This is a genomic window from Neoroseomonas oryzicola (genome assembly GCF_012163135.1).
GTDB classification, from domain to species: domain Bacteria; phylum Pseudomonadota; class Alphaproteobacteria; order Acetobacterales; family Acetobacteraceae; genus Neoroseomonas; species Neoroseomonas oryzicola.
This window is the reverse complement of the sequence record NZ_JAAVUP010000003.1, coordinates 658926-685653: the sequence shown is the minus strand read 5'-3', so window position 1 is coordinate 685653 and position 26728 is coordinate 658926. Positions and strand designations below refer to the sequence as shown.

Genomic DNA, 26728 nt, shown 5'->3' with positions numbered 1-26728 from the left:
GGCGGGGGCCGCGCGCACGGGGCTGCGCCCGCTCCGCCCACACCCAGCCCCCAGGCCCCCTCGCACCCCTTCGCGCGCAGGCCCTCGAGCACCCAGGCCCGGTCATAGGTGCCGGCGTCGATCGCCGCCTGTGCCTTCTGTTCCTTCGCGTTATGGGCTTCGGCCAGCGCGATGACCTCCGCCGCATGGGCGCGCGGCACCACCACCACGCCATCGGCATCCGCCACGATCAGGTCGCCCGGCATGACCACCTGGCCGCCGCAGGAGATCGGGTAGCCGATCTCGCCCGGCCCATCCTTGTAGGGACCGGAGGGCGTCGCGCCGCAGGCCCAGACGCCGATGTCGAGCGTGGCGAGCGCATCCACGTCGCGCACCGCGCCGTCGAGCACGATGCCCTGCACGCCGCGCTTCTGCGCATGGCCGATCATGAGTTCGCCCATCAGCGCGATGGACAGGTCCGCCCCGCCGTCGCCGACGATGATGTCGCCGGGTGCTGCCATGTCGCAGGCGCGGTGCAGCATCAGGTTGTCGCCCGCGCGCGCCTTCACCGTGAAGGCCGGGCCGGCGATGACCTTCCTGCCGCCGAAGGGGCGGAAGCCGCCACGCATGGTCTGGATGCGGCTCATCACGTCGCCGATGTTCGCGGCCGGCAGCTTCGCCGCGCGGGCGATCAGCGCGGCGTCGACGCGCTCGGTGACGGGGGCGATGCGGAAGCCGATGGGCATTCTGGACGGTCCTTCGAAGCGGAAGGCGCGCAATGCAGCACGGGCGCCGGGGCGCCGCTAGGGCACCACGATCCGCATCGGCCTGGGCGCCGCACCAATGTCGACCGGCAGGTGCCCCGCCGCGTCGCCATCGGCCTGGATGGGGATGCCCTCGCCTGACAGGCGGACGTGATCGGCGCGGCGGATCTCGACGCTCGACAGGTGCGAGATCAGGCCGAGCGGCAGCGCCGCCCCGTAGCGCAGCGCGGCAAGCGCCCCGGCGTCGCGGAACAGCGCGACATGGAAGCCCTCGGCGCGCGGGTCGGCACCCGGCGCGAGCAGGAAGCGCCCGGCATAGAGCCGTCCCTTGGTGACGATGACGCTCGCCGCCGTCTCCTCCCGCCCGTCGAGGGTGACGGTGACGGGCGCGAAGGGGTAGCGCGGCATCTCCCGCATCGTCTGCCAGACATAGGCGCCCTTGCCGATCGCGCGCTTCAGCCCGGGCACCAGCGCGTGGACCACCGCCGCGTCGAAGCCCGCGCCGAGCATCTGGACGAACAGCAGCTCCCGCCCGTCCGCATAGCGCGCCAGGCCCGGATGCAGCAGCGCGGTGCGGCCCATCGCGAGCACCTCCGCCGCGCGATCGGGCGCGCGCGGCAGGCCCAGTTCCAGCGCCAGCACATTCGCCGTGCCGAGCGGCAGCACGCCGAGCGCGCTGTCCGACCCGGCGAGGCCGGCCGCGACCTCGGCGATGGTGCCGTCGCCGCCTGCCGCGACGACGGTGCGCACGCCGTCCAGCGCGGCCGCGCGCGCGAGCTCCGTCGCATGGCCGCGCCGCGCGGTCTCGGCGATCTCCGGCCGCAGGCCGAGGCCGCGCAGCAGGTCGAGCGCGACCAGCAGCCGGCGACGGCGGCGCGCGCCCGCGGCGGGGTTGAAGACGATGAGCATGCGCGTCGCCATGAGGCGGGGCTTCTCGCGTGCCGGCGTGACGATTCGGGGACGATCCCGCGACGGCAGCATGACATGGAACGCCCACGCCGCATGCTTCATCCAAGATTCACGCGCGGGGCGCGGGGCGCGGGCTATCGGCGCTGCGACATCGCAGCACGGCGCCGAATCGCACGCGCGACGCCGGCGTCCCACGGAGCATGGGCCGGATGCACGATTCGAATCCGCGACGCCGATACCGCAGCATCTTCCTCTCGGACGTGCATCTCGGCACGCGGGGCTGCCGCAGCGACTTCCTGGTGGATTTCCTCCGCCGCGTGGATTGCGAGCGGCTGTACCTGGTGGGCGACATCGTCGATGGCTGGCGGCTTCGGAAATCCTGGTACTGGGACGCCGACCACGACGAGGCGATCCGCCTCGTGCTGCGCATGGCCCGCCACGGCACCGAGGTCGTCTACATCCCCGGCAATCATGACGAGCTGTTCCGCGACTGGCTGGGCCTCGAGGTCGCGGGCGTGAAGCTGGTGCGGGAGGCCGAGCACACCGCGGCCGACGGGCGGCGCTTCCTGGTCATCCACGGCGACGAGTTCGACGGCGTGATCCGCTACGCCAAGGTGATCGCCCATCTCGGCGACTGGGCCTATGACTGGGCGCTGACGCTGAACCGCTGGTTCAACGCCGCGCGGCGGCGGCTCGGCTATCCCTACTGGTCGCTGTCGCAATGGCTGAAGCGCCAGGTGAAGGAAGCGGTGAAGGCGATCGACCGCTTCGAGAGCGCGCTTGCGACCGAGGCGAAGCGGCGGGGGCTCGACGGCGTGATCTGCGGCCACATCCACCATGCCGAGATGCGCACCGTGCAGGGCGTGCTCTACATGAACGACGGCGACTGGGTGGAATCCTGCACCGCGCTGGTCGAGCACGCGGACGGTCGCTTCGAGCTGATCGACTGGGTGCAGGAGAACCGGCTGTCCTTTGCGCGCCCGCCGCGCCGCGCCGTCGTTCCCGCCTGACCGCGATGGACGATTCCGCAACGGCGCCCGCCGCAGACTGCATCGGCGCGCGCGGCGCGCCGCTGCGCATCCTGATCGTCTCCGACGCCTGGTTCCCGCAGGTGAACGGCGTGGTGCGCACATTGTCGATCGTGGTGGATCATCTGCGCGCCGGTGGCGACACGGTGGAGGTGATCGGGCCCGACCGGTTCCTGAACATGCCCATGCCGGGCTATGCCGAGATCCGCCTCGCCGTCGCGCCGCGGCGCAAGCTCGCGCGGCTGGTCGATGCCTTCCGGCCCGAGGTGGTGCACATCGCGACGGAAGGGCCGCTCGGCTGGGCGATGCGCGCGATCTGCCTCAAGCGCGGCTGGCCCTTCACCACCGCCTTCCACACGCGCTTCCCCGAATACCTGCACGCGCGCACGCGCATCCCGGTGGCCTGGTCCTGGGCGGTGATGCGGCGATTCCACGAGGCGGGGGCCGGCACCTTCGCGGCGACGCGGTCGCTGCGCGAGGACCTCGCCGCGCGGGGCTTCACCAAGCTGCGGGCCTGGACGCGTGGGGTGGACCTCGCCCGCTTCCGCCCCGAGCCCCGCGAGGCCTGGGAAGGCCTGCCCCGGCCGGTCTTCCTCTATGCCGGACGCGTCGCGGTGGAGAAGAACATCGCGGCCTTCCTCGCGCTCGACCTGCCGGGCAGCAAGGTGGTGGTCGGCGACGGGCCGGCGCGGGAGGGGCTGCAGAAGCGGTTCCCGGAGGCGCATTTCACCGGCTATCGCGACAACGGGCTGCTGGCGCGGTCCTATGCCGGGGCGGATGTCTTCGTGTTTCCCTCGCGCACCGACACCTTCGGGCTGGTGCTGCTCGAAGCGCTGGCCTCCGGCACGCCGGTCGCGGCCTTTCCGGTGACCGGGCCGCGCGACGTGGTGACGGATCCGCTGGTCGGCGCGCTGAGCGAGGATCTGCGTGCCGCCTGCCTGGAGGCGCTCACCTGCGACCGCGCCGCCTGCCGGACCCATGCCGAGGCGTGGTCCTGGGAGGCCTGCGCGGCGCAGTTCCGGGCGGCGCTGGTGCCGGTCTAGCCGCTGTCCGACGCGACGGCGGCGATCCCGCCACGCGACGACACTCGCCGGGCGACGTTGCGGGCCGGCGCCGCCTCGGACCGAAGCTCCGGACGGCCGTCCTTACGCCGGCGGCGGGCTCCAGCGCGCGATCTCGGCCTGGATCTTCGCCTCGTCCTCGCCGGCCTGGCAGGCCTCGAAGCCCTTCCGCAGCCAGGGGCGGTTCAGGTCGCGGCCGATGAAGACGATCTTGGACCGCTTCGGATCGCCCTCCTTCACCTCGCCGATGAAGTCGCCATCGGCGATCATGTGCACCGCCTGGAAGGCGAAGCGGCGGCTGTCGCCCTCGTAGTAGAGGATGCCCTTGGTGCGCAGCAGGTCCTGGCCCTTCGACGCCAGCACCTGGGTGATCCAGGCGTTGAAGCGCTCCGGGTCGATCGGCTTCTCGACCTCGAAGGAGACGCTGTTCACCTCGGAATCATGCTCGTGGTCGTCCTCGCCGGAGAGGAATTCCGGCTCGCGCTCGAGGATGCGGTTGAGGTTGAAGGCATCGCGGCCGACCACGGCGTCGATCGGCACGTCGGACTTGGTCGCGCGGCGGATCTCGGCATAGGGGTTGATGGCGCGGATGCGGCGCTCGACCTCGGCGGCCTCCTCGGCGCTCACCAGGTCCATCTTGTTCAGCACGATGATGTCGGCGAAGGCGATCTGCTCCTGCGCCTCGCTGCTGTCGGACAGCCGCGCGGGCAGGTGCTTCGCGTCCACCACGGTGACGATGGCATCGAGCTTCGTCGCGCGCTTGACGTCCTCGTCCACGAAGAAGGTCTGCGCGACGGGGGCGGGGTCCGCGAGGCCCGTCGTCTCGACGATGATGCCGTCGAACCTGTCGCGCCGGCGCATCAGCCCGCCGAGGATGCGGATCAAATCCCCGCGCACGGTGCAGCAGATGCAGCCGTTGTTCATCTCGAACACTTCCTCGTCGGCATCGACGACGAGGTCGTTGTCCACGCCGAGCTCGCCGAACTCGTTGATCACCACGGCGAACTTGCGGCCATGGTTCTCGGTGAGGATGCGATTGAGCAGCGTGGTCTTGCCGGCGCCGAGGTAGCCGGTCAGCACGGTGACGGGCACGGGCTCGCGGGCGGTCGTTTCGCTCACGGGGTGTCTCCAGGGGATGTGTCGCTTGCGGCCCATATGGGGTCGCGGCGGGCGGCCGTCAGCCGGTCGTGGCGCAGCGCGCTGCGCGTCGCCGTCAGGGCAGAGGCCATGGGGTGGACGGCGCGGCGGCCCTGCGCCGATCGGTCCGCCATCTCGCGCGCCATGGCGGTGGCATGAAGGGCGCCGATCGCGTCCAGCGCCTCGGCCAGTGCCTCGGCCGCGGCCAGGATCTCCGCCGCCGGGGCGCCGTGCTCGACGATGGGGGGCAGCAGGCGGGCGGCGAGCGCCAGCGCCGCCTCGTCCAGCGCGGCGAGCGCGGCGGGGCCATGGACCTCGCGCAGCCCGGCCCGCCGCGCCGCGTCCAGCAGCAGGGGCGGCGCGCGGTCCAGCACCACCCGGCGCAGCGCGGCCTCGAGCGCCTCCGCACCGAAGGGCTGCATCAGCACGGCGTCGAAGCCCTCGGCCAGCGCCTTGTCGCGCGCGAGGTGATCCACGCCCGTCGCCAGGCCCAGCAGCGGCAGCGCGCCGTTCCGCCCGCCCGATCCGCGCAGCAGGGCGGCCGCGCTCTTGCGGCGGTTGCCGGGCGTCAGGACGCTCATCACCACCGCCTCGTGCGGCTGCAGCGTCAGGCGCAGCTCGGCCGCGGCCCAGTCATGCACGAAGGTGACGCGGTGGCCCGACGCCTCGAGCATCGTCCGCACGACGGCCGAGGCGCCGGCGCGCGGATCGATGAGCAGGACGCTGAGGGGCGGGCCCGGCTCGGCAGTCATGGCGCCTCAGGCGGCTTCCGCGCGGATGGCGTCGGTCAGCGTGCCGACGATCCGGTCCACATGCGGCTTCTCGACGATCAGCGGCGGGGAGAGCGCGACGATGTCCCCCGTCACGCGCACCAGCACGCCGGCGTCGAAGCAGCGGCGGAACACGTCCATCGCGCGGGCGCCGGGCTTGCCGGGACGCGGGGCGAGCTCGATGCCGCCGATCAGGCCGATGTCGCGGATGTCGATGACGTTCGGCGCGTCGCGCATCGAATGCATCGCGTCCTGCCAGTAGGGCTCGATCGCGCGGGCGCGGCCGGGCAGGTCCTCGGACTGGTGCAGCTGCATCGTCGCGATGGCCGCGGCGGCGGCGAGCGGATGGCCCGAATAGGTGTAGCCGTGGAAGAACTCGATGCCGCCCGCCACGCCGTTGACCACCGTGTCGTAGACGCCGTTCTTCACCGCCACCGCGCCCATCGGCACGGCGGCGTTGGTCAGGCCCTTCGCCATGGTCATGATATCGGGCACCACGCCCAGCCGCTCGGCGCCGAAATTGGTGCCGAGCCGGCCGAAGCCGGTGATCACCTCGTCGAAGATCAGCAGGATGCCGTGCTTGTCGCACAGCTCGCGCAGGCGCTTGAGGTAGCCCGCGGGCGGCACCAGCACGCCGGTGGATCCCGCGACGGGCTCCACCATCACCGCGGCGATGGTCTCGGCGCCGTGCAGCGCGACCAGGTTCTCGAGCACGTCCGCGAGATGCGCGCCGGCCGGCGGCTCGCCCTTCGCGAACAGGTTCTCCTTGAGGCCGTGCGTGTGCGGCAGGTGGTCGACATAGGGCAGCAGGGCGCCGAACTGCTTGCGGTTGGCGCCGATGCCGCCGACCGACATGCCGCCGAAGCCGACGCCGTGATAGCCGCGCTCGCGCCCGATCAGGCGCACGCGGGAGGATTCGCCCCGCGCCTTGTGGTAGGCGAGCGCGATCTTGAGCGCGGTGTCGGCGCTCTCGGATCCGGAATTCGTGAAGAAGACGCGGTCCATCCCCTCGGGCGTCATCTCCGCGATGCGGGAGGCGGCCTCGAAGGCGATGGGGTGGCCGAGCTGGAAGGTCGGCGCGTAGTCGAGGATGGCGGCCTGCTTCTGGATCGCCTCCTTGATCTCGACGCGGCCGTGGCCGGCGTTGCAGCACCACAGGCCGGCGGTGCCGTCCAGGATCTCCCGCCCCTCGGGCGTGTAGTAGGACATGCCCTCGGCGCGGGCGATCATGCGCGACGTGTCGCCCTTGAAGTACTTGTTGTCCGAAAAGGGCATCCAGTAGGCGTCCAGCGAATTGGGACGCGGCACGCTGATCTCGTTCATTCCGGGGCACTCTCCAGGCTCGGCAGTGGCGCAAGGAACACCCGGGCGGCCCGCGGGGCAAGCACTCTCCCGGCCCGTCATGGAATTCCGCCGCGCCGGCCCCTGCCCTTTGGCCCGGGCGCAGCCCGTGGCATGGTCCGCCCGCGCCGGAAGGAGGGCGCGCGCATGGCCCATGGTCGCCTCGTCATCGGCAGCAAGCGGTATTCGTCCTGGTCGCTCCGCGGCTGGCTCGCCGTCCGCCTGGCCGGCCTCGATGTCGAGGAGGTGGTGATCCCGCTCGCCGGCGGCGTGACGCCCGCCGTGCGGGAGATGACGCCCTCCGGCACGGTGCCCTACCTCGAGCATGACGGGGCGCGGATCTGGGAAAGCCTCGCCATCGTGGAATATTGCGCGGAGATCGCCCCGGAGCTCTGGCCGGCGGACCGGGCGACCCGCGCCCATGCGCGCTCCATCGCCTCCGAGATGCATGCCGGCTTCCGCGGGCTGCGCATGGCGATGCCGATGAATCTCGGCCGCACCTTCCCCGGCCAGCGCCGCACGCCCGAGGCGCTGGAGGACATCGCCCGGATCGAGGCGATCTGGGCCGGCGCGCTCGCCGCCCATGGCGGGCCCTTCCTGTTCGGGGAACGCTTCGGCCTGGCCGACGTGATGTACGCCCCGGTCGTCACCCGCTTCCTGACCTGGGGGCCGGAGCTGTCGGAGACCTCGCGCGGCTACGCCGCCGCGGTGCGCTCCCACCCGCTGATGGAACGCTGGTACGACGAGGCCGCGGCCGAGCCCGCCTCCTGGCAGATCGAGAAGTACGAGAACCCCGCATGAGCACCGCCGTCGCCCTCGACCATGTCGGCATCGCCTCGCGGGACCTCGGCCCGATGTGCGCGGCCTATGAGAGGCTCGGCTTCGCGCTGTCGCCCATCGCGCAGCAGAGCGGGCGCCGCCGGCCGGACCTGCCGGTGGAGAAGTTCGGATCCGGCAATCGCTGCGCCTTCCTCAGGCACGGCTACATCGAGCTGATCGCGATCCTCGACCCGGCGCTGTACGACAACACGCTCAATGCCTTCCTCGCGCGCTATCCGGGGATGCACATCCTCGCCCTGGCGATGGAGGATGCGGAGGGCAACCTCGCGCGGATGCGCGCGGCCGGGATCGACATCCCGGGCATCGCCTGGCTCGAACGCCCGGTCGAGGCCGGCGGGCCGATCGCGAAATTCGCCCGCCTGCCCTTCCCCGACCCGCCGGAGGGGCGCGTGCAGCTCATCCGCCACCTGACGCCCGAACTGGTGTGGCAGGAGAAATGGATGAACCACGCCAACAAGGCCGTGGCGCTGGAGGAAGCGATCCTCTGCGCCAAGGCCCCGGCAGAGACGGCGGCGCGGCTGTCGCGCACCTCGGGCCTGCCGGTGGAACCGGACCCGGCGGGCGGCTTCCTGCTGCGCCTGCCGGGCGCGGCCCGGGCGGCCGGGCCCTTCGCTCCGGTGATGGAAACCCGCGTGCGCATCCTGACCGAGGAGGCGCTGCCGGCCGTGCTGCCCGGCGTGAGCCCGCCCGCTTCCCCCTTCATGGCCGGGATCGTGGTGCGGACCGAGGATGGCGGCGCCGCCGCACGCCAGGTGCTGCAGGGCATCCCGGTGGTCGAGGCGCCGCAGGGCGTGATGGTCCCGCCCGCCTACGCCGCCGGCGCGGCGGTGGTCTTCGCGTGAGCGAGGCCGACTGGCACGCGACGCGCCCCGGCGAGGTCGAGGGCGGCGATCCCGCCCGCGCCGATGCGTCGGTCGCCTTCATCGGGCGCATCCGCACGCCCTTCGCGACGCGCGCCGAGTGCCCGCATCGCGGGCGGGTCGATGGCCCCGACTGCCACATCGACATAGACGCGCCTTGGCGGCCGGCCCTGCGCGGCATCGCGGCGGGGGATCGGCTCGAGGTGCTCTACTGGATGCATCTCGCACGCCGCGACCTGCTGGTGCAGGTGCCGAAGGGGCGCGGGGCGATGGGCACCTTCGCACTGCGATCGCCCAACCGACCGAATCCGATCGCGACCTCGATCGTCGACGTCGTCGCGGTGGACGAGGCCGGGGTGACGGTGCGCGGGCTCGACTGCGTGGACGGCACGCCGCTGGTCGACCTCAAGCCGGCGCGGGCGGCATGACGCGATTCGCGGCCGCCATCGGCGCCTCGCTGCGCACCTACTACGCGCCAGGGCGGGCCGGGCTGCTCGATGCCTTCCATGCGCGCTTCCTCACGGCGGGAGACCTCGCCTTCGATGTCGGCACCCATGTGGGGGACCGCACGGCGTCCTTCCGGCGGCTGGGCGCGCGGGTGGTGGCGGTGGAACCGCAGCCGCGCCTGGCGCGCGCGCTGCGGCTGATGTTCCGCCGCGACCCCGGCGTGACGCTGGTGGCGGCGCTGGTCGGCGCGGCGCCGGGCGAGGCGGTGCTGCGGCTGAACACGGCGAACCCGACGGTCGCGACGGCCTCGGCGGACTTCATCGCCGCCGCGGACGGCGCCGCCGGATGGGAAGGGCAGCGCTGGGATGCCGAGGTCGCGCGGCCGGTGACGACGCTCGACGAGCTCGCCATGCGGCACGGCCTGCCCGCCTTCGTGAAGATCGACGTGGAGGGCTTCGAGGCCGCCGTGCTGCGCGGCCTGACGCGCCCGCCCCGCGCGCTGTCCTTCGAGTTCACCACCATCCAGCGCGGGGTGGCGCGGGAGTGCCTCGGGCTGCTCGATGCGCTCGGCTACCGCGCCTTCAATGCCTGCCTGGGCGAGAGCATGGCATTCGCGCATCGCGGGCCGGTTGGCGCCGCCGCGATGGCGGACTGGATCGATGCCCTGCCGCACGCGGCGAACAGCGGCGACGTCTATGCCGCGCTGGCGCCGGAAAGGCTCATGCCATGACGGACCCGCGCCGCTTCGCGCCCGCCGCGGCGCGCAACCGCGACCCCATCCTCGACGTGCTGCGCGGCATCCTGCCGGCGCGCGGCGTGGTGCTGGAGGTCGCGAGCGGCAGCGGCGAGCACGCCATCCACTTCGCCGCCGCCATGCCCGCGCTGACCTTCCAGCCGAGCGACCCCGACGCCGATGCACGGGCGAGCATCGATGCCTGGGCGCGCGAGGCGGCGCTGGCGAACCTGCTGCCGGCGGCCGCGCTCGACGCGAGCGCCTGGCCCTGGCCGGTCGGGGCGGCGGATGCGGTGGTGTGCATCAACATGATCCACATCTCGCGCTGGGCGGCGACCGAGGGGCTGCTGCACGGCGCGGCAGCGCTGCTGCCGGAAGGCGCGCCGCTGGTGCTCTACGGGCCCTACAAGCGTGGCGGGGACCATACGGCGCCGTCCAACGCGGCGTTCGACGCGGACCTGCGCGTACGCAATCCCGAATGGGGCGTGCGGGACCTCGAGGCCGTGGCGGCGCTCGCGGCGACGAAGGGCTTCGGGCCGCCCGAGGTGACGGAGATGCCGGCCAACAACCTGACCGTGGCCTTCCGCCGCGGCCCGCGGCGATAGACGGGAACACCGGAGGAGACGGCGATGAGCGACCTGCCAGAAGCGGTCCGCATCACGGAGGAAGGCCCGCGCGAGGGCTTCCAGATCGCGACGACGCCGGTGCTGACGGCCGACAAGATCGCGCTGATCGACGCGCTGTCGGCGACCGGGGCGCCCCGCATCCAGGTCGCGTCCTTCGTCAGCCCGAAGCGCGTGCCAGGCTGGGCCGATGCAGATGCGGTCGTCGCGGGCTTCGCGCCGAAGCCGGGCGTCACCTACACCGCCCTGTGGTTCAACCCGCAGGGGCTGCAGCGGGCGCTGGCCTTCAAGGACCGGCTCGCCGTCTACGGGTCCATCACCGTGGCGGCGTCCGAGGCCTTCTCGCTCAAGAACCTCAATCGCGACCGCGCGGGGCAGATCGCCGCGCAGCGGGAGAACGTGGCGGAGCACCTGGCCGCCGGCGTGCCGGTGACGCGGGTGTCCGTCCAGGCGGCCTTCGGGTGCAACTTCGCGGGCGACATCGCGCCGGCGCAGGCGATCGCCGCGGTGGCCGTCGCCATGGGACTGGCGCAGGAGACCGGCTGCACGATCGAGCGCATATCCCTGGCCGACACCATGGGCTGGGCCAACCCGCTGCTGATCGAGCGCGTGGTCGGCGCGGTGCGGTCGCGCTGGCCGGAGCAGAAGGTCTCGCTTCACCTGCACGACACGCGCGGGCTCGGCATCGCCAATGCGCTCGCGGGGCTGCGGATGGGGGTCGCGGATTTCGACGCCGCGGTGGGAGGCGCCGGCGGATGCCCCTTCGCGGGGCATCCCGGCGCGCCGGGGAACATCGCGACCGAGGAACTCGTGATGCTCTGCGAGGAGATGGGCATCGCGACGGGCATCGACATCGATGCGCTGATCGCCGCGGGGCACCTCGCGGAACGCGTGCTGGGCAGGACGCTGCCCTCGGCGCTGCTGCGGGGCGGGTCGCTGACGGCGTTCCGGGCGAAGGCGCGCGCCGCGTGATGGAGGGGCTCCGCCCCTCCGGACCTCCCGGCCAGGGCTCTGCCCTGGACGGGACGAAGGCCCAGAGGCCTTTGCCAACCATGATTTGGCGCCACCCCCGTATCGGTTCCCAAAGGCCTTTCGGCCTTTGGTGGGGTGGCTTGGAGGGGCAAGGCCCCTCCAATCCCGAAGGACGCATCGCATGACGACCGCCTCTCTTCCCCTCGCCGGCATCCGCGTCGTCGAGTTCTCCCACATGGTCATGGGCCCGACCTGCGGCCTGGTGCTGGCGGATCTCGGCGCCGAGGTCATCAAGGTCGAGCCGCCGGGCAAGGGCGATCGCACGCGCTACCTGGTGGCCTCCGGCACCGGCTTCTTCCCGGCCTTCAGTCGCAACAAGAAGTCGGTGCAGCTCGACACCGAGAGCGAGGAGGACCTCGAGACGCTGAAGCGGCTGATCGACACCGCCGACGTGGTGCTCGAGAATTTCCGCCCCGGCGGGCTCGAGGCGAAGGGCCTCGGCTACGAGGCGCTGTCGGCGCGCAATCCGCGCCTGATCTACCTCTCGCTCAAGGGCTACCTGCCGGGGCCGTACGAGAACCGCACCGCGCTCGACGAGGTGGTGCAGATGCAGTCGGGCCTCGCCTACATGACCGGCCCGCCGGGGCGGCCGCTGCGCGCCGGCGCGCCGGTGAACGACATGATGGGCGGGATGTTCGGCGCCATCGCGATCCTCGCCGCGCTGCGCCAGCGCGATGCGACCGGCAAGGGCCAGCACCTGCAGTCAGGGCTGTTCGAGAACGCGGCCTTCCTCGTCTCCACCGCCATGCTGCAGCAGCGCATGACCGGGCAGGACCCGACGCCGATGCCCGCCGGGCGCCGCGCCTGGGGCGTCTACGACGTGTTCGACACGAAGGATGGCGAGCAGATCTTCATCGGCGTCGTCACCGAGCGGCAGTGGGAGATCTTCCGCCGCGAGCTGAACGAACCCGCGCTCGACAACCCCGACTATGCGACCAACACCGAACGCGCGAAGCGGCGCGAGACGCTGATCCCGCTGGTGCAGTCGCTGCTGGCGAAGCACGAGGTCGCGGCGCTGGAGACGATGTGCGAGGCGGCCGGCCTGCCCTTCTCCCGCATCGCCCGGCCGTGGGACCTGTTCGAGGATCCGCACCTGCTCGCGAATGGCAGCCTGCTGCCGGTGACGCTGCCCGATGGGCGCGCGGCCAGCGTCCCGGCCCTGCCGATGCAGTTCGGCGCGGAGAGGCTCGGCGTGCGGCTCGACCTGCCGAAGCCTGGCGAGCACGACGCGGAGATCCTCGGCCCGCTGCGCGCGGGACGGAAGGCGGCGGAATAGCGCGACGGCGACGGCGGCAAAGTCCTTCTCCGCCGCGGCCCGATGCTTGCTACGCTTGGGGCCATGATCCGGTTCACCCTGAATGGTGAGGTGGTGGCGGTGCCGGAGGGCACCTCGCCCACGATCACCCTGCTGGACTGGCTGCGTGGGCCAGGCCGGCTGCCCGGCACCAAGGAAGGCTGCGCGGAAGGCGATTGCGGCGCCTGCACCGTGGTGCTCGAGAACCCGGACGGCACGCGCACGCCGGTGAATGCCTGCCTGATGCTGCTTGGCCAGGCAGCAGGGCGGGCGATCCGCACGGTGGAAGGGCTGCGCGGCGAGGATGGCGGGGCGCATCCGGTGCAGCAGGCGCTCGCCGCGCATGACGGCACCCAATGCGGCTTCTGCACGCCGGGCATCGTCATGTCGGCCTGGGCCTGGACGCGCGGCGGCGGCGATCCGCATGAGGCGCTGGCGGGGAACCTGTGCCGCTGCACGGGATACCGGCCGATCCTCGATGCCATGACGGCGATGGAGGATGACGGCGCGCCGCCGCCGCTCGCGCCCGATGCGCCGCGCGAGGTTGCCGCAGGGTCGCAGCGCTTCTTCCTGCCGCAGGGGCCGGAGGAGGCGCTGGCGCTGCGCGCAGCGCATCCCGGTGCCTGGCTGCTCGCCGGCGGGACCGACCTCGGGCTGCGCGTGTCGGAGCATCGCGAGGCACCGGAGGTGGTGATCTGCCTGCTCGGCGTGCCGCGCTGGCGGCGGATCGAGGTGACGGCGGAGGGGATCCTGGCCGGGGCGACCGCCTCCTATGCGCGGTTGCTCGACGCGTGCGCGGGGGATGCGGATTTCGCGCCGGTGGCGGCGCTGCTGCGACGGCTGGGGTCGCGGCAGATCCGGGGGATGGGGACGCTGGGCGGGAATCTCGGGACGGCGAGTCCGATCGGGGATGCGCTGCCGCCGCTGATCGCGCTGGGGGCGCGGGTGACGCTGGCCTCGGTGCGCGGGGAGCGCGAGATGGCGGTGGAGGATTTCCTCATCGGCTATCGCGAGACTGCGCTGGCGGCGGACGAGATCGTCACGCGCGTGCTGCTGCCGCGGCCGCCGAAAGGCGCGCTCCTGACGTGTGAGAAGCTGTCGAAGCGGCACGACCAGGACATCGCGACGGTGGGCCTGTCTGTGCTGCTGACGTTTGCCGATGGCGTGGTGGCCGCGGCGAGGGTCGCGCATGGCGGCTGCGGGCCGCGGGCGGCGCGGGCGCCGGGGGCGGAGGCGGCGCTGGTCGGTTCGCCCTTGGATGTGGCCGCGGCGGAGCGTGCGGCGCGGGCGCTGGAGGCGGAGGTGACGCCGCTGTCGGACCTGCGCGGCAGCGCGGCGTATCGCCGCCGTGCCGTGGGCAATCTCTTGCGCCGCATGGCGTTGCGGCGCGTCGGCGTGCCGCCCGAGGTGATGGCGCTCGATGCCCCGGGTGTCGTCGCATGATGGAGCGTCGCGGTTCGAGTATCGAAAGAAGGGAGGGGGTTCGGGGGAGGTTCCCCTCCACCGACCTGCTGCCATGACCACCGGCGTCCCCGTTCCCCATGACAGCGCCCTCGCCCATTGCACCGGCGCCGCGCGCTTCGCCGACGACCTGCCGGACCCGCCTGGCCTGCTGCATGCCGCGCTGGTGCTGAGTCCCGTCGCGCATGGCGTACTCGGCGCGATCGAGGCGCCGCCGGGCGTGATCCTGGTGACCGCGCGCGACGTGCCCGGGGCGAACGACGTCTCGGCGTCCGGCAAGGGCGGGGAGCCGTTGTTCGCGGAGGCGTCCGTGCAGCATCACGGCCAGCCTATCGCGATGGTGCTGGCGGAAACGCGCGATGCCGCGCTGCGAGCGGCGGCGGCGGTGCGCTGCGCGATCTCCCCGCTGCCGGCGCTGCTCGACATGGAGGAGGCGATCGCGCGGGAGTCCTTCCTGATGCCGCCGCAGGTGGTCGCGCACGGCGATGCGGCGTCGGCGATCAGGGCGGCGCCGCTGCGCGCGGAGGGCACGTTCCGCGCCGGGGGTCAGGAGCATTTCTACCTCGAATCCCAGGTCGCGATCGCGGTGCCGGGGGAGGATGGGGAGATCGCGATCACCTCCTCGACGCAGCATCCGACGGAGGTGCAGCACATCGCGGGGCGGGTGCTGGGGATGGACTACAACCGGCTGCCGGTGACGTGCCGGCGCATGGGTGGCGGCTTCGGGGGGAAGGAGAGCAACGCGTCCTGGATCGCCGCGGCGGCGGCCCTCGGGGCCTGGCGCACGGGGTGGCCGGTGAAGCTGCGGCTGGCGCGCAAGGCGGACATGGCGGCGACGGGCAAGCGCCATCCCTTTCTGTTCCGCTGGCGGGCGGGGTTCGACGCGTCGGGGCGGATCCTGGGGCTGGAGGCGACGCTGGCGGCGGATGGGGGGCATAGCCTCGACCTCACGCCCGGCGTGGTGTTCCGCGCCATCACCCATGCGCTGAACTGCTACGACGTGCCGGCGGTGCGGATCACCGCGCTGGCGCTGCGAACGAATACGGTCTCGCACACCGCCTTCCGCGGCTTCGGCGGGCCGCAGGGCGTGCTGCTGATGGAGGACGTGATCCGCGGCGTCGCCCGCGGGACGGGCCTGGCGCCGGAAGCCGTGCGGGAGCGCAACTTCGCGGGTGGGCCGAACGATGCGCTCACACCCTACGGCCAGGCGCTGGAAGGCGACCTGATCCGCCGCGTCTGGGCCGAGTGCAGGCAGGATGCGGAGTGGGACCATCGCCGCGCGGAGATCGCCGCCTTCAACGCGACGCATCCCTTCATCCGGCGCGGGCTGGGGTCCTTCGCGCTCGCCTTCGGGATCTCCTTCGGCGTTCGCCACCTGAACCAGGCGGGGGCGCTGGTGCATGTCTACACGGATGGCTCGATCCGCCTGAACCATGGCGGGACGGAGATGGGCCAGGGGCTCAACATCAAGGTCGCGCAGGTGGTGGCGGAGAGTTTCGGCGTGCCGCTCGACCGCGTGCGCATCACGGCGACGAGCACGGCGGAAGTGCCCAACACCGCGCCGACGGCGGCGAGCACGGGGTCGGACCTCAACGGCTGGGCGGCGCATCTCGCGGCGACGACGATCCGCGGCCGCATGGCCGAGGTCGCCGGCGCGCTGTGGGAGGTGCCGGCGGAGGATGTGCGCTTCGCGGAGGGCCGCGTCTTCGTCGCGCGGCCCGGCGACAACCGCGCGATGGGCTTCGCCGACCTCGCGCATCGCTGCTGGATGGAACGCGTGTCGCTCTCGGCGACGGGCTTCTACCGCACGCCGGACATCCACTGGGATCCGGCGACGATGACGGGGGAGCCGTTCTTCTATTTCTCCTACGGCGCCTCGGTGGCCGAGGTCGCGGTGGACCTGCTGACCGGCGAGCACCGCGTGCTGCGCGCCGACCTGGTGCAGGATTGCGGCCGCTCGCTGAACCCGGCCGTCGACCGCGGCCAGATCGAGGGCGCCTTCGTGCAGGGCATGGGCTGGCTGACCTGCGAGGAACTGGTCTGGGATGCGGAAGGACGCCAGCGCACGCTCGGGCCGTCCACCTACAAGATCCCCGGGTCGCGCGACGTGCCGCCCGCCTTCAACGTGCGGCTGCTGCAGGACGCGCCGGCGCGGCAGGACACGATCTTCCGGTCGAAGGCGGTGGGCGAACCGCCGCTGATGCTCGCGACCGCGGTGTGGAACGCGATCCTGGACGCGACGGGGCTCGATCGGATCGACCTGCCGGCGACGCCGGACCGGATCCTGACGGCGCTCAGCGCAAGGGGATCGTGAAGGCCGGCACGGCGACGCCGAGCGGCCGGCCCAGCGCCGCCTTGGTCTGGATGCCGACGACGACGTAGGACCCGTCCTCGCCCCGCGCGATCAGCGGCGCGCCGGAGGACCCGCTGGTCCCGGCGCAATTGTGCCCGACCATCACGCCCTGGCTGCCGAAGGTGCCGAAGACGACGACGCGGCAGGCGAGGTCGGCCAGCAATTCCCCCGGCCGGTCGTGCTGCCAGGCGGGCAGGGTGAGGGCCAGGCCCTCGCGCGGGGGTTCCTGGCCCATGCGCATGGCGCGGCCGGTGCCGAGCGGCGCGTCGAGCGTCACCACGGCCCAGTCGGCCCGCCAGGGGGCCTCCTGCCGCGTGTCGAAGTTCGGGCCGCTGCGCAGCGACACGCCGCGCGCGCTGCGCCCGCCGATGCGGAAGGTGATGGAAGCGGCCGGCACCAGCGCGCCGGCATCCTCGGTCACCAGGCAATGCGCGGCAGTGACGATGCTGCGCGGGCCGACCAGCGTGCCGGTGCAGCGATTGCCGGAAGTGGTCTCGACCTCGCCCACCGCGTTCCAGGGGACGCGGTCGGCCGGGACGGGCCGGCGCGTGTCGACGCTGCCGAGGCCCGGGACCGGCTGCGCCACGGCAGGACCGGCGAGCAGAAGCGCGAGGATGGCGGCGCGCAGAACCGGCGCGCGGCATGCACCGAAGATGCGGGTGGTCATCAGGTGGTGGGCGGCGCCGGCGGCGGATGACAGGACCGCGGCGGGCGCGGCACCGGCGAACTCGGCGGCTGGTCCGGCGACTGGGTCTGCGCCGCGGCGCCGGACAGCGGCGCCGGCGCGGGCGCCGCCCAGAAGGCAAGGCCGAGGCCGGTCAGGATGAGGATGCGCCGCATGGGCGAAGGCTAGAATCATTTGCCCCCGGAAGAAAACGGGGAAGCGGCGTGTCGCGAGGCACCGGCCCGTGCCCGGCCACCCGGTCCAGGGTCCTGGCGTGGTACTCCGGGTGGGGGTGCCGCGCGCGTCGAACAGCCGCTGGGCTGGACCGGCTTGGGCCTGCGGTCCAGGCTCGGCCGCGTGATCGTCACCTTCCTGCGCATCCTGCTGCTCGGCGGCGTCGTGTTCGGCGCGGTGGTCGCGGCGCTGAACCACCTGCCGGCGATGCTCCCACGCGCGCCGGCGCCCGCGGTGGCGGTGGCGGATGCGGAACCGGCAGTGCCGCGCCGGTCGCTGGCGCAGGTCGCGACCTCGGTCGAGACGCCGCTGGGCGATGCGACCTTCCGCGCCTGGTGCACCTGGACGCTGCGGCAGAAACTGGCGGGCCAGGCGGAATGGACGCTGGCCCGCACCGCCTCCTTCTGCCTGTGCATCGCGGACCGGGCGCGCGAGCGCCGCGTCGGCGACCTGCCGGATGTCGGCCGTGCCGATTTCGTCGCCGCGGTCGGGATGCTGGAGGCGCGGCTCTGCCGGGCCGGCTGAGGCCGCCTATTCCGCCGGGGCGGGCTGCAGCGCGCCGGCCGGCAGCCAGGTCGCGGCGCCGCGCCGCAGGGCGGGCAGGCGCTCGGCGAAGGTCACCGACCGCCGGCCTTCCAGCAGCCCCTGCAGCCGCGGCAGGGTCGGGCCGCGGTTGAGCCACAGCATCAGGCTGCCGAAGGCCCCGGCGTCGCGGCGATGGACCAGGGCTTCCTCCTGGTCCAGGTCGTAGGGGTGGCAGTAGGACCAGAGCGCGCCCTCGGCCTCCTCGGCCGCCCAGCGCCCGGCCATCCAGCGCAGCCGCCAGGGCGGCAGCCAGCGCAGGTACATCCCGCCCAGGAAGGGCAGGCGGAGCGGCCCGACGCGCGCCACCGGCACCGGCAGCTCGAGCAGCCCCGATGCCCACAGGAAGGGCCGCCGCGGCGCCCCCGGCCAGCCCGCCAGCGGGTTCCAGGCCGGCAGCACCGAGGAGGAATAGGAAAAGCCCAGCCCGGCCAGGATGTCGCTCGCCCAGGACGCCTGGGGCGTGAGGGAGAAATAGGGCGCGCGGTAGCCCATCGGCGCCTGGCCGGTGACGTCCGCCAGCCGGTCGCGGGCCGTCGCCATGCCCGCGCGGAAGACTACCGGCGTCTCCTCGGCGATCGGGCAGTGGCGGTGGCCATGGGAGGCGACCTCGTGCCCCCGCGCGGCGATGGCCCGCACCAGCGCGGGGTCGGCGGCCACCACCGCGTCCTCCACGAAGAAGGTGCCCTGGGCGCCGGCCGCCTCCAGCAGGTCGAGCAGCCGGCCGGTCTGGGCCGCCGCCCTCTGGCCTCCGGCATGGTCCTCGACGTCCACGGTGAAGGTGAACAGGGCCGGAAGCGCGGCCAGACGCCGGGCCGCACGCGCCGTCGCCCTTGTGAGGCCACTTTCGCGTTGGTAATTTCGGTATCCGAGGGTAGGCGGCATCGAAGCGGAGGTCGCTGGTCGGGCGCGTTCCGTCAAGGGCGCGCCGCAGGGCCATCGGTGGTACGGGACCGGAACCGTAACGGAAAGCTGCGGGAGACCGATTTTGACGACGACCCTCTCCTTGGAAGCGGAGGTCGCCAAGCTGATCGTCGAGGCCCTTCACCTCGAAACGGCGCCGGAGGAGATCGATCCGGAGGCGCCGCTGTTCGGGGAAGGGCTGGGCCTCGATTCGATCGATGCGCTCGAGATCGCGCTGGCGGTGTCCAAGCGCTATGGCTTCCAGCTGCGCTCGGACGACGAGCGGAACCACCGCATCTTCGCCTCGCTGCGCGCGCTCGCCGCCCATATCGAGAAGAACCGGACGGGCTGAGGCGCATGCGCCTGGCGCCGCGGCTCGCGATATCGCTGCCGCTCTCGGGACTGTTGCTGGCCGCGCGGGCGGGCGGGATGGATCTCGCCTCGGCCGCGCTGGCGGCCGGGCTGATCGGGGCCATGGTCTCGCCGGCGGGCGGCGTCGCCGGCGTCGCGGCGACCGCGGCGCTGGCTGCCGCGGGTGCCGCCGCCTGGGCGAGCGGCCCGGGCGGGCCCGCCATGGTGTTCGCCGCCCTGCCGCTGGTGGGCAACCTGGTGCTCGCCTGGCATTTCGGGCGAACGCTGCGGCCGGGCGCCGAGCCGCTGATCACCCGCTACACCCGCGCCGACCATGGCGAGGTCTCCCCCGCCCTCGCGGTCTACACGCGGTGGCTGACGCTGCTGTGGACGCTGTTCTTCCTGGGCTTCGCGGCGGTGAACCTCGCGACGCTCGCGGGCCACGGGCCGGCGCCGGGGCCGGTGGCGGCGCTGAACCTGCTGCTCTCGCTTGCCTTCTTCCTCGGCGAACATGCGGTCCGCGCGCTGGTCTTCCCGCGCCTCGGCCCGGTGGGGCTGGGGCGGACGCTGCGCGCGATCTGGCGGGCGGATGTGCAGGGCCATGCGGGATGACGCCATGCTGCCCCTGACCTCGCGCACGCCGGAGGAGGTGATCTTCCACCGCGGGGACGTGCCCGTGACGGTCCGGCGCTTCCTCGCCGAGGTCGCGTCGCTCGCCGCGCGGCTGCCCGAGGACGGGCCGGTGCTGAACTTCTGCGCCGACCGGTATCTCGCGCTGCTGTCCTTCGCCGCGGCGCTGTCGCGCGGGCATGTCACGCTGCTCTCGGCCGACCGGACGCCGCAGCGGCTTGCCGACATCGCGCGGCTGCACGGCGCGCGCTACGCCCTATCGGACACCGAGGTCGCGCTGCCACTGCCCGTGCTGGCGCCCGAAGCCGAGGCCGGCGCCGCCGCGCCCAACCCCGCCATTCCCGCCGCGATGGTCGCGGCGATCGCCTTCACCTCCGGCAGCACGGGGGAACCGCGGCCCCATGCCAAGCCCTGGGGCGCGCTCGTCGCCGGGGCGCGGGCGGCGGCCGAACGCTTCGCCGTCACACCCGGGACGAGCATCGTCGGCACCGTCCCGGCGCAGCACATGTACGGCTTCGAGACGACGCTGCTGCTGCCGCTGCAGGGCGCCGGCGCGGGGCATGCGGGGGCGGTGTTCTATCCCTCGGACGTGGCGGAGGCGCTTGCCGCCGTCCCCGCGCCGCGGCTGCTGGTGACGACGCCGCTGCAACTCCGCGCGCTGCTCGGCACCGGCATCGCGCTGCCGGCGGTCTCGGCCATCATCTCCGCGACCGCGCCGCTGGCCGACAGCCTCGCTGCCGAGGCGGAGGCCGCCTTCGGCGCGCCGGTGCTCGAGATCTACGGCGCCACCGAGGCCGGCTCGATCGCGTCGCGCCGCACGCTCGAGGGCGAGGCCTGGTCGCCCTATCCGGGCGTCGCCTTCGCGATCGGGGAAAACCGCGCCGAGGTCACCGTGCCCGGCCTGCCCGCGCCCGTGCCGCTGTCCGACGTGCTGGAAGCGGCGGGCGGCGACCGCTTCCGCCTGGTGGGCCGGCAGGGGGACATGGTGAAGCTCGCGGGCAAGCGCGCCTCGCTCGCCGGGCTGGGGAAGATCCTCTCGGACGTCGAGGGCGTGCGGGAGGCGATGTTCCTCGCGCCCGAGGACCTCGACCACAATCCACGGGCGCGGCTCGCCGCCTTCGTGGTGGCCCCGGGGATGAGCGCGACATCCGTCGTCGCGGCGCTGCGCGGGAGGGTCGAGCCCGCCTTCCTGCCGCGGCCGGTGGTGATGCTCGACGAACTGCCGCGGGACGAGGTGGGGAAGGTCCAGCACAAGGACCTGGCAGGGCTCGCGTGGCGCAGGTCGTGAGGCGGGGGGAGAAGGGAACTTCTCCCCCCGAACCCCCCTCAACCTTCTTTGGAACCAAGGAACCAGAAAAGGGAGGGGGTCCGGGGGAGGTACACCCTCCCCCGGCCTTCAGCCCGCCATGACGGGGTCCTTCGTGATCCCGCCGGATCACCCATCGCTTGCCGGCCACTTCCCCGGCCGCCCGATCGTGCCCGGCGTGCTCTTGCTCGATCAGGTCGCGCAGGCCGCGCGCGCCGCCTTCGGTCTCGGCCCGCCGGCCGGCCTGCCCCGCGCGAAGTTCGCCGCGCCCGTGCTGCCGGGCGAGGAGGTGCGCATCGCCCTCGACCGCCGCGGCGCGGCGCGCGTTGCCTTCACGCTGACCGTCGGGGAGCGCGTCGTCGCCTCCGGGGACATGGCCTTCGCGCCATGACCGGGGGCTGGGCCGCCACGCCGGAACGCGGGACCGGCGCGGCGCTGCGGCTGATGGCGCGGATCGCGCTCGGCCTCGGCTGGCCAGTCGCGCAGGCGCTGCTGCATCCGATCACCGCCTTCTACCTCGCGACCTCGCCGGCGGCGCAGAAACGCGCGGCGCGGCGCTACCTGACGCGCGCGCTGGGGCGGGAGGCAGGCTGGGGCGACCTCTGGCGGCTGTATTTCTGCTTCGCCTCCACCATGCTCGACCGCGTCTACCTGCTCACGGGGCGCAGCGCGGGCTACCGGGTGGAGATCACCGGGCTCGAGACGTTGCACGCCGCCGCCGAACGCGGGCAGGGGCTGGTGCTGCTCGGCGCGCATATGGGGTCCTTCGAGGCGCTGCGCGCCGTCGGCGGCGCCGGCGCACCGGTCGAGGTGCGGATGCTGATGCACACCGCCAATGCCGGCCCGGCGGATGCGCTGTTCGACAGCCTGGACCCGACGCGGCGCGCGGCGGTGATCGAGCTCGGCCGGCCCGAGGCGATGCTCACCGCGCGGGAAGTGATCGAGCGCGGGGGCGTGGTCGGCATCCTCGCCGACCGGGCGCCGCGCGGGGAACGCATGGTGCCGGTGGACTTCCTGGGCGACCCGGCGCCCTTCCCGAGCGGACCGATGACGGTCGCGGCGGTGCTGCGCGCGCCGGTGGTGCTCGGCTTCGGGCTGTGGGTCGGCCCGCGCCGCTATGCGCTGCACTTCGAAGCCTTCTCCCCCGCCCTCGCCCTGCCGCGGGAGACGCGGGAGGAGGCGCTGCGCGGCTGGATCGCGCGCTATGCTGCGCGGCTGGCGGAGATGTGCCGCGCGCATCCGCACAACTGGTTCAACTTCTACGATTTCTGGCGGGAGGAGGAGCGGTAGCGCATGGACGACGTCTTCGATCGCCGCGAGGAGCGCCCGCGGCCGCGCAACGTGATCGGCGGGCCGCTGATGCCCTGTTCGGTTGCGCCGCTGACCGGCTTCTTCCGCGACGGCTGCTGCAACACCGGCCCGGGCGATGTCGGGCTGCACGTGGTCTGCGCGGAAATGACCGAGGAATTCCTCGCCTTCAGCCGCAGCGTCGGCAACGACCTCTCGACGCCGCTGCCGGCATACGGCTTCGCGGGGCTGAAGCCGGGCGACCGCTGGTGCCTTTGCGCGGCGCGGTGGGAGGAGGCGCGGCGCGCCGGCGTCGCGCCGCTGGTGCTGCTGGAGGCGACGCACGAGGCGGCGCTGCAGGTGACGACGCGCGAGCACCTGATGGCGCACGCGATCGACGCGGCGTGACGCGCTGATACCAACCGCACGACATTCCGACCTGCGCTAGGCGCTCATGCAGCGAGGCAAGCGAAGCGCCGGCGCCTGAGGGCACGAAGCTGAGATCTTCGCGCGGCTGGCATGACGCCGTTTGCGCCTGGGCTCGCGACAACGCCTCCGCGCCACTGCCAGCGCGGGCATCTTCACCCGATCGGGCGATTCCGCCTGACGGGGATCTGCCCTACGCCTTCTCCGCCTGGCGCTGCCGCTGCGCGGCAAGGCGCGAGAGCACCGTCTCCGCGTCGTAGGGCTTGCCGATCAGCTCAAAGTCGCCGGCGCCGCCATGCTGGGCGAGCGCCTCGGCCGCATAGCCGGAGGCCAGCAGCACGCCGAGGGAGGGACGCAGCCGCCGCGCCTCGCGCGCCAGGTCCACGCCGGTCATGCCGCCGGGCATCACCACGTCGCTGAACAGGATGTCGACATGCGCCCCTTCGCGCAGCAGCGCGATCGCGCTCGGCCCATCCGGCGCGGCGAGCACGGCGAAGCCCGCATCCTGCAGCATGTCCACCGCGACAGCGCGCACCGCGGGCTCGTCCTCGACCACCAGCACCGTGCAGCCGACGCCCGAATGCGGGTCGGGCTTCGCCACCGCGGCGGTGCCGCCGCTCGGCTCGTCCATCGCCGAGCCGAGCGGCAGGTAGAGCGTCACCGCCGTGCCGCGCCCCGGCGCGGACTGGATCGACACATGCCCACCGATCTGGCGGATGAAGCCGAAGACCTGCGACAGGCCGAGGCCGGTGCCCTGGCCTAGCGCCTTGGTGGTGAAGAAGGGCTCGAAGGCGCGTTCGCGCACCTCGGCCGACATGCCCTGGCCGCTGTCGCGCACCTCGATCGCGACATAGGGGCCGGGCTGCGCATCGGCATTGCCGGCCAGCGCCTGTTCCTGCAGCCAGGCGCGGCGCGTCGTGATGCGCAGCGTGCCGCCCTTGGGCATGGCGTCGCGCGCATTGATGGTGAGGTTGAGCAGCGCCGCCTCGAGCTGCGCGGCATCCGCGTTGCAGGCGGGCAGGCTGGGGTCGAGCGAGAGCTCGACCGACATCGTCTCGTCCAACGCGCGGCGCAGCAGCGGCAGGAAGTTCTGCACCAGCGCGTTCGCGTCGACCGTCGCCAGCGTCAGCGGCTGGCGGCGGGCGAAGGCGAGCAGGCTGGCGTTCAGCCGCGCGCCGCGATCGACCGCGGCGACGGTCGCGGCGATCAGCCGCTTGGTGCGTTCGTCCGCGCTGGGCCCGAGATGGCGTTCGAGCGAGCGCGCGGTGCCGAGGATGGCGGTGAGCAGGTTGTTGAAGTCATGCGCCACGCCGCCGGTGAGCCGGCCGAGGCCCTCGAGCCGCTGGGCGTTGCGCAGGTTTTCCTCGGCGGCCTCGCGCCGGGCGATCTCGGCGCGCAGCTCGGCGGCGTTCGCCTCGAGGCGTTCGAGCGTCGCGGCGTCGCTGCGGTCGGTGGTGCGCACGCGCATGGCGAACAGGACGAAGGCCAGCCCGAGCGAGAGGCTGACGCCGAGGTTCAGCAGGTTGTCCTGCAGCCAATGGCCGACGCCGGCCGGCGGCGCGGCGTAGACCACCACCAGCGGGTAGCTGCCGATCCGCTGCCAGGCGACGACCTCGGGCGTGCCGGTGGCAAAGGGATCGGCGAGCATCGGCGCCGTGCGGCCAGCGGCGATCGCGGCGCGGAGCGGATCGCCGGGCGGGAAGCCGCGCCCCTCGGCCCCGTCGGAGCGCAGCAGCACGGCGCCGTCGTCCCGCACCAGGGCGAAGCGGCTGCCCTCGGCGCCGAAGCCCTGCCAGGCGGCGAGGAGGCTCTCGCCCTTGAGCTCGGCGAAGAAGGCGCCGTCCGGCGGGCGGCCTTCCGGCCCGCGGCTGCGGCCGACGAGGAGGATCGGCGCCGGGCCGAAGGCCTCGCGCGGGGCGAGGTCGAAGAGTGGGGCGCGCGGCGCCTCCCGCAGGCGACGGACCGTGTCGATGCCCGAGAGGTCGGCATTCGCCGCGCCCTCGATGCCGGAGGCGATCGCGACGCGGCCATCGGGACGCATCAGCGCGAAGCCGGCGAGATGCGGCACGCCCTGTTCGAAGCGGCGGAGGTCCGCCAGCACGGCGGTGCGGCGCTGCTGGATCTGGGCCCAGTTCAGCCCGGCGGTGGCGTCGTCCACCCGCTCGACCGCCAGCAGGGCGCCCTGCACGGCGAGGGTCGTCTGCTCGGCGGCGCGCAGGCTCGCCATCAGCGCGTCCTGGTGGCTCGCCTCCCGCCGGTGGGACCGGTCATGGAGGGTGAGGATCAGGAAGACGAGCGCCGGCAGGACGACGGCCGCGAGGAAGATCAGCGACGTGACGAAGGGCGGTCGCGCAGCCAGCCGGTTGATCCTGGACCGATCGTACACGCCTCTCGCCCTCAGCCGGTGGCCGACCGGCCCCCGCCGCGCCGGTCCGCGACTCGTCCACCGCGAAGGATTGCCCCAATCGCCGCCGCGCGATCAAGCCTCGCGACGCAGGTCATTCCGCGGCCGGGGCCTCGGCGAGCCGCCGGCGGCGGCTCAACCGCCATTCCTGGGCCAGCGCCATGATCGAGGTGATCAGCATGAAGGCGGCCGCGGCGACGAAGATCAGCCGCGGCGATCCGGAATCGAGCAGCCAGCCGAACAGCGGCGGGCCGACCATGCCGCCCAGGTTGAAGCCGGTCGAGACGATGCCGAAGACCGCGCCCGCCTGGCCCGGCGGGGCGGCGGCGCGCACCAGCATGTCGCGGGAGGGCATGATCATGCCCGACAGGAACCCCGCCGCCGCCATCACCGGCACCAGCAGGAGGCCGCCGACCGCCCCGGTGCCGACCAGCAGCACCATCGCGGCCGCCGACCCGAAGCCGAAGGCCGCGACCAGGCCATGGTGCTTCGTGCGGTCAGCGACGACGCCGCCGAACAGCACCCCGCCCGCCGAGGCGAACAGGAAGCCCGTCAGCGCCGCGTTCGCGAGCGTCAGCGACAGCCCCTGCCCGTCCACCCAGGCGGCGACCGAGAAGTTCTGCAGCCCGCCATTGGACAGGGCGAGGGTGACGAAGAAGGCCGTCATCGCCAGCACGGCCGGGGAAAGCACGCGCGTCGGCGCCCCGCCCGCCGCCTTGGCCGCGGCCGGCTTGGGCGCGGATTCCGGCGCGCGGCCGAAAACGAGCGGGATGGCGGCGAGCGGCCCGATCGCCCCCGCCGCGATGAGTGCGGCCGGCATGCCGAAGCCCGCCGCGATGCCGAGCACGAAGGCCGGCGCGATCGCTCCGCCGAGGAAGCCGGCGAAGGTGTGGATGGAGAAGGCACGGCCCACCCGTGCCTCGCCGATCGAGGCGCCGAGGATGGCGTAGTCCGCCGGATGGTAGACGCTGTTGGCGAGCCCGGCCATCGCACCCGCCGCGATCAGCCAGGCATAGCCGCCGGTCAGCCCCAGCATGATGAAGGCCGCGCCGCCGAGCACCAGCGCGCAGGCCAGCATCCGCCGTGGCCCCAGCCGGTCCACCACGAAGCCCATCGGCGCCTGGGTGAAGAAGGAGACGACGTTGAACACCGTCAGCGCCAGGCCGAGCTCGACATAGGAGACGCCGAGGCTGTCCTTCAGCAGCGGGAACAGCGGCGGCAGCACCAGGTAATGGACATGGCTGACGAAATGCGCGGCGCAGATCTGCGCGAGCGTCCGCCTTTCCTGCGGCGTCCAGCCGGCGGCCAT

At 73.2% G+C, this 26728-nt stretch carries 28 protein-coding genes; 18 read left to right on the top strand and 10 right to left on the bottom strand.

All coding sequences use genetic code 11. The annotated features are described in order from the left end of the window. Both GWK15_RS14830 and GWK15_RS14825 read right to left on the bottom strand, forming a co-directional pair. Window positions 1–725 (bottom strand): RraA family protein (locus GWK15_RS14830; protein WP_168042089.1); only part of this gene is annotated, 725 nt, incomplete at its 3' end. Between the two features lie 57 nt (window positions 726–782). Further along, the gene (locus tag GWK15_RS14825) at window positions 783–1664 is read right to left on the bottom strand and encodes a diacylglycerol/lipid kinase family protein (protein ID WP_245211639.1); all 882 of its coding nucleotides are present in this window, start codon (window positions 1662–1664) and stop codon (window positions 783–785) included. 197 nt (window positions 1665–1861) lie between these two features. On the opposite strand from GWK15_RS14825, the gene GWK15_RS14820 reads away from it, so the two are divergent. Together GWK15_RS14820 and GWK15_RS14815 are read left to right on the top strand one after the other, a co-directional pair. Further along, on the top strand, window positions 1862–2662 hold the full coding sequence (locus GWK15_RS14820; RefSeq protein ID WP_168042088.1) for a UDP-2,3-diacylglucosamine diphosphatase: 801 nt from the start codon (window positions 1862–1864) through the stop codon (window positions 2660–2662). Window positions 2663–2667: 5 nt separating this feature from the next. Next, window positions 2668–3723 carry a glycosyltransferase family 4 protein gene (locus tag GWK15_RS14815; RefSeq protein ID WP_209442194.1) on the top strand — a complete coding sequence of 352 codons (1056 nt, stop codon included), beginning with the start codon at window positions 2668–2670 and terminating at the stop codon, window positions 3721–3723. Window positions 3724–3825: 102 nt separating this feature from the next. Here the strand turns inward: GWK15_RS14815 and GWK15_RS14810 are convergent, their stop codons facing one another. Genes GWK15_RS14810 through GWK15_RS14800 form a run of 3 tightly spaced genes read right to left on the bottom strand, consistent with a single transcriptional unit; the run spans window position 3826 to window position 6971 of the window. Next, entirely contained in the window at window positions 3826–4860 is a 1035-nt protein-coding gene (locus GWK15_RS14810) for a CobW family GTP-binding protein (protein WP_338147258.1), read from the bottom strand. Then, window positions 4857–5630, bottom strand: a complete 774-nt coding sequence (locus GWK15_RS14805) for a response regulator (RefSeq protein WP_168042086.1) — start codon at window positions 5628–5630, stop codon at window positions 4857–4859. Before GWK15_RS14805 ends, GWK15_RS14810 begins: the two co-directional genes overlap by 4 nt. Window positions 5631–5636: 6 nt before the next feature. Then, window positions 5637–6971, bottom strand: a complete 1335-nt coding sequence (locus GWK15_RS14800) for an aspartate aminotransferase family protein (protein WP_168042085.1) — start codon at window positions 6969–6971, stop codon at window positions 5637–5639. A 165-nt stretch (window positions 6972–7136) separates the two neighbouring features. On the opposite strand from GWK15_RS14800, the gene GWK15_RS14795 reads away from it, so the two are divergent. From GWK15_RS14795 to xdhB, 9 genes are all read left to right on the top strand, one after another. Then, window positions 7137–7790, top strand: a complete 654-nt coding sequence (locus GWK15_RS14795; RefSeq protein ID WP_168042084.1) for a glutathione S-transferase family protein — start codon at window positions 7137–7139, stop codon at window positions 7788–7790. Beyond that, window positions 7787–8671, top strand: a complete 885-nt coding sequence (locus GWK15_RS14790; protein WP_168042083.1) for a VOC family protein — start codon at window positions 7787–7789, stop codon at window positions 8669–8671. The genes GWK15_RS14795 and GWK15_RS14790 overlap by 4 nt, the downstream gene beginning before the upstream one ends. Further along, the gene (gene tsaA / locus GWK15_RS14785; RefSeq protein WP_168042082.1) at window positions 8668–9117 is read left to right on the top strand and encodes a tRNA (N6-threonylcarbamoyladenosine(37)-N6)-methyltransferase TrmO; all 450 of its coding nucleotides are present in this window, start codon (window positions 8668–8670) and stop codon (window positions 9115–9117) included. Before GWK15_RS14790 ends, tsaA begins: the two co-directional genes overlap by 4 nt. Beyond that, window positions 9114–9866 carry an FkbM family methyltransferase gene (locus GWK15_RS14780; protein ID WP_168042081.1) on the top strand — a complete coding sequence of 251 codons (753 nt, stop codon included), beginning with the start codon at window positions 9114–9116 and terminating at the stop codon, window positions 9864–9866. The genes tsaA and GWK15_RS14780 overlap by 4 nt, the downstream gene beginning before the upstream one ends. Next, window positions 9863–10474 (top strand): DUF938 domain-containing protein, encoded by a 612-nt coding sequence (locus tag GWK15_RS14775; RefSeq protein WP_168042080.1) that lies wholly within the window; start codon window positions 9863–9865, stop codon window positions 10472–10474. Before GWK15_RS14780 ends, GWK15_RS14775 begins: the two co-directional genes overlap by 4 nt. 24 nt (window positions 10475–10498) lie before the next feature. Then, window positions 10499–11464, top strand: a complete 966-nt coding sequence (locus GWK15_RS14770) for a hydroxymethylglutaryl-CoA lyase (protein WP_168042079.1) — start codon at window positions 10499–10501, stop codon at window positions 11462–11464. A 181-nt stretch (window positions 11465–11645) separates the two neighbouring features. Further along, window positions 11646–12800: a CaiB/BaiF CoA transferase family protein gene (locus tag GWK15_RS14765; RefSeq protein ID WP_168042078.1), complete on the top strand. Its 1155-nt coding sequence runs from the start codon at window positions 11646–11648 to the stop codon at window positions 12798–12800. A 63-nt stretch (window positions 12801–12863) separates the two neighbouring features. Beyond that, on the top strand, window positions 12864–14261 hold the full coding sequence (locus GWK15_RS14760; protein WP_168042077.1) for a xanthine dehydrogenase small subunit: 1398 nt from the start codon (window positions 12864–12866) through the stop codon (window positions 14259–14261). Between the two features lie 73 nt (window positions 14262–14334). Continuing rightward, window positions 14335–16593, top strand: coding sequence for a xanthine dehydrogenase molybdopterin binding subunit (xdhB, locus tag GWK15_RS14755; RefSeq protein ID WP_168042076.1), 2259 nt, complete (start codon window positions 14335–14337; stop codon window positions 16591–16593). Here the strand turns inward: xdhB and GWK15_RS14750 are convergent. Further along, window positions 16574–17299: a trypsin-like serine peptidase gene (locus tag GWK15_RS14750; RefSeq protein WP_168042075.1), complete on the bottom strand. Its 726-nt coding sequence runs from the start codon at window positions 17297–17299 to the stop codon at window positions 16574–16576. The two genes, xdhB and GWK15_RS14750, sit on opposite strands and share 20 nt — an antisense overlap. Then, window positions 17299–17472 carry a hypothetical protein gene (locus GWK15_RS14745; protein WP_168042074.1) on the bottom strand — a complete coding sequence of 58 codons (174 nt, stop codon included), beginning with the start codon at window positions 17470–17472 and terminating at the stop codon, window positions 17299–17301. Before GWK15_RS14745 ends, GWK15_RS14750 begins: the two co-directional genes overlap by 1 nt. 181 nt (window positions 17473–17653) lie before the next feature. Here GWK15_RS14745 and GWK15_RS14740 point away from each other — a divergent pair, with 181 nt between their 5' ends. Continuing rightward, window positions 17654–18055 carry a hypothetical protein gene (locus GWK15_RS14740; protein WP_168042073.1) on the top strand — a complete coding sequence of 134 codons (402 nt, stop codon included), beginning with the start codon at window positions 17654–17656 and terminating at the stop codon, window positions 18053–18055. A 6-nt stretch (window positions 18056–18061) separates the two neighbouring features. Here the strand turns inward: GWK15_RS14740 and GWK15_RS14735 are convergent, their stop codons facing one another. After that, entirely contained in the window at window positions 18062–18886 is an 825-nt protein-coding gene (locus GWK15_RS14735; protein ID WP_168042072.1) for a DUF3473 domain-containing protein, read from the bottom strand. 214 nt (window positions 18887–19100) lie between these two features. On the opposite strand from GWK15_RS14735, the gene GWK15_RS14730 reads away from it, so the two are divergent. From GWK15_RS14730 to GWK15_RS14705, 6 genes are all read left to right on the top strand, one after another. Then, window positions 19101–19367: a phosphopantetheine-binding protein gene (locus GWK15_RS14730; protein WP_168042071.1), complete on the top strand. Its 267-nt coding sequence runs from the start codon at window positions 19101–19103 to the stop codon at window positions 19365–19367. A gap of 5 nt (window positions 19368–19372) precedes the next feature. Beyond that, entirely contained in the window at window positions 19373–19978 is a 606-nt protein-coding gene (locus GWK15_RS14725; protein ID WP_168042070.1) for a COG4648 family protein, read from the top strand. A gap of 4 nt (window positions 19979–19982) precedes the next feature. Continuing rightward, window positions 19983–21284 (top strand): AMP-binding protein, encoded by a 1302-nt coding sequence (locus tag GWK15_RS14720; protein WP_168042069.1) that lies wholly within the window; start codon window positions 19983–19985, stop codon window positions 21282–21284. A gap of 118 nt (window positions 21285–21402) precedes the next feature. After that, window positions 21403–21693 carry a 3-hydroxyacyl-ACP dehydratase FabZ family protein gene (locus GWK15_RS14715; protein ID WP_168042068.1) on the top strand — a complete coding sequence of 97 codons (291 nt, stop codon included), beginning with the start codon at window positions 21403–21405 and terminating at the stop codon, window positions 21691–21693. Further along, a complete protein-coding gene (locus tag GWK15_RS14710; RefSeq protein WP_168042067.1) occupies window positions 21690–22592 on the top strand; it encodes an LpxL/LpxP family acyltransferase in 903 nt (300 codons plus the stop codon). Before GWK15_RS14715 ends, GWK15_RS14710 begins: the two co-directional genes overlap by 4 nt. Before the next feature lie 3 nt (window positions 22593–22595). After that, window positions 22596–22997, top strand: a complete 402-nt coding sequence (locus GWK15_RS14705; protein ID WP_168042066.1) for a DUF2237 family protein — start codon at window positions 22596–22598, stop codon at window positions 22995–22997. Window positions 22998–23208: 211 nt separating this feature from the next. Here GWK15_RS14705 and GWK15_RS26580 read toward each other — a convergent pair whose 3' ends face one another. Next, window positions 23209–25401, bottom strand: coding sequence for an ATP-binding protein (locus GWK15_RS26580; RefSeq protein ID WP_168042065.1), 2193 nt, complete (start codon window positions 25399–25401; stop codon window positions 23209–23211). Between the two features lie 112 nt (window positions 25402–25513). Further along, entirely contained in the window at window positions 25514–26728 is a 1215-nt protein-coding gene (locus GWK15_RS14695) for an MFS transporter (protein ID WP_168042064.1), read from the bottom strand.

What these genes read in the sequence shown, in the direction of transcription:
- GWK15_RS14825 (WP_245211639.1), bottom strand. Translation starts at nt 1,664, where the DNA reads ATGGCGACGCGCATGCTCATCGTCTTCAACCCCGCCGCGGGCGCGCGC.
- GWK15_RS14820 (WP_168042088.1), top strand. Translation starts at nt 1,862, where the DNA reads ATGCACGATTCGAATCCGCGACGCCGATACCGCAGCATCTTCCTCTCG.
- GWK15_RS14815 (WP_209442194.1), top strand. Translation starts at nt 2,668, where the DNA reads ATGGACGATTCCGCAACGGCGCCCGCCGCAGACTGCATCGGCGCGCGC.
- GWK15_RS14805 (WP_168042086.1), bottom strand. Translation starts at nt 5,630, where the DNA reads ATGACTGCCGAGCCGGGCCCGCCCCTCAGCGTCCTGCTCATCGATCCG.
- GWK15_RS14800 (WP_168042085.1), bottom strand. Translation starts at nt 6,971, where the DNA reads ATGAACGAGATCAGCGTGCCGCGTCCCAATTCGCTGGACGCCTACTGG.
- GWK15_RS14795 (WP_168042084.1), top strand. Translation starts at nt 7,137, where the DNA reads ATGGCCCATGGTCGCCTCGTCATCGGCAGCAAGCGGTATTCGTCCTGG.
- GWK15_RS14790 (WP_168042083.1), top strand. Translation starts at nt 7,787, where the DNA reads ATGAGCACCGCCGTCGCCCTCGACCATGTCGGCATCGCCTCGCGGGAC.
- GWK15_RS14780 (WP_168042081.1), top strand. Translation starts at nt 9,114, where the DNA reads ATGACGCGATTCGCGGCCGCCATCGGCGCCTCGCTGCGCACCTACTAC.
- GWK15_RS14775 (WP_168042080.1), top strand. Translation starts at nt 9,863, where the DNA reads ATGACGGACCCGCGCCGCTTCGCGCCCGCCGCGGCGCGCAACCGCGAC.
- GWK15_RS14770 (WP_168042079.1), top strand. Translation starts at nt 10,499, where the DNA reads ATGAGCGACCTGCCAGAAGCGGTCCGCATCACGGAGGAAGGCCCGCGC.
- GWK15_RS14765 (WP_168042078.1), top strand. Translation starts at nt 11,646, where the DNA reads ATGACGACCGCCTCTCTTCCCCTCGCCGGCATCCGCGTCGTCGAGTTC.
- GWK15_RS14760 (WP_168042077.1), top strand. Translation starts at nt 12,864, where the DNA reads ATGATCCGGTTCACCCTGAATGGTGAGGTGGTGGCGGTGCCGGAGGGC.
- xdhB (WP_168042076.1), top strand. Translation starts at nt 14,335, where the DNA reads ATGACCACCGGCGTCCCCGTTCCCCATGACAGCGCCCTCGCCCATTGC.
- GWK15_RS14750 (WP_168042075.1), bottom strand. Translation starts at nt 17,299, where the DNA reads ATGACCACCCGCATCTTCGGTGCATGCCGCGCGCCGGTTCTGCGCGCC.
- GWK15_RS14745 (WP_168042074.1), bottom strand. Translation starts at nt 17,472, where the DNA reads ATGCGGCGCATCCTCATCCTGACCGGCCTCGGCCTTGCCTTCTGGGCG.
- GWK15_RS14725 (WP_168042070.1), top strand. Translation starts at nt 19,373, where the DNA reads ATGCGCCTGGCGCCGCGGCTCGCGATATCGCTGCCGCTCTCGGGACTG.
- GWK15_RS14720 (WP_168042069.1), top strand. Translation starts at nt 19,983, where the DNA reads ATGCTGCCCCTGACCTCGCGCACGCCGGAGGAGGTGATCTTCCACCGC.
- GWK15_RS14715 (WP_168042068.1), top strand. Translation starts at nt 21,403, where the DNA reads ATGACGGGGTCCTTCGTGATCCCGCCGGATCACCCATCGCTTGCCGGC.
- GWK15_RS14710 (WP_168042067.1), top strand. Translation starts at nt 21,690, where the DNA reads ATGACCGGGGGCTGGGCCGCCACGCCGGAACGCGGGACCGGCGCGGCG.
- GWK15_RS14705 (WP_168042066.1), top strand. Translation starts at nt 22,596, where the DNA reads ATGGACGACGTCTTCGATCGCCGCGAGGAGCGCCCGCGGCCGCGCAAC.
- GWK15_RS14695 (WP_168042064.1), bottom strand. Translation starts at nt 26,728, where the DNA reads ATGGCCGCCGGCTGGACGCCGCAGGAAAGGCGGACGCTCGCGCAGATC.